This window comes from Vallitalea sediminicola (genome assembly GCF_054408565.1).
On record NZ_BTPT01000432.1, the window covers coordinates 1 to 261 of the forward strand.

Genomic DNA, 261 nt, shown 5'->3' on the forward strand with positions numbered 1-261 from the left:
TATGTTCAAGGTGGTTATAGTACATATGGAGGTTCTTGGGGAGCATATTTACCTGTTATCTATGCACTTAGGAGTGAGCTTGATTATATTCATGTACAGCATTATAATTCTGGTTCTATGGTTGGACTTGATGGTATGTCTTATACACAAGGGACTGCTGATTTTCAAGTAGCAATGGCAGAGATGTTATTAAAAGGATTTCCAGTAGGTAATAATCCTAATAATGTTTTCCCAGCTCTAAGAGAAGACCAGATAGCTATA

General features: G+C 36.4%; 1 protein-coding gene. It reads left to right on the forward strand.

The window, feature by feature from the left end; genetic code table 11:
- Positions 1 to 261 (forward strand): hypothetical protein (locus tag ACX6CF_RS27315; protein ID WP_458788511.1); only part of this gene is annotated, 261 nt, incomplete at both ends.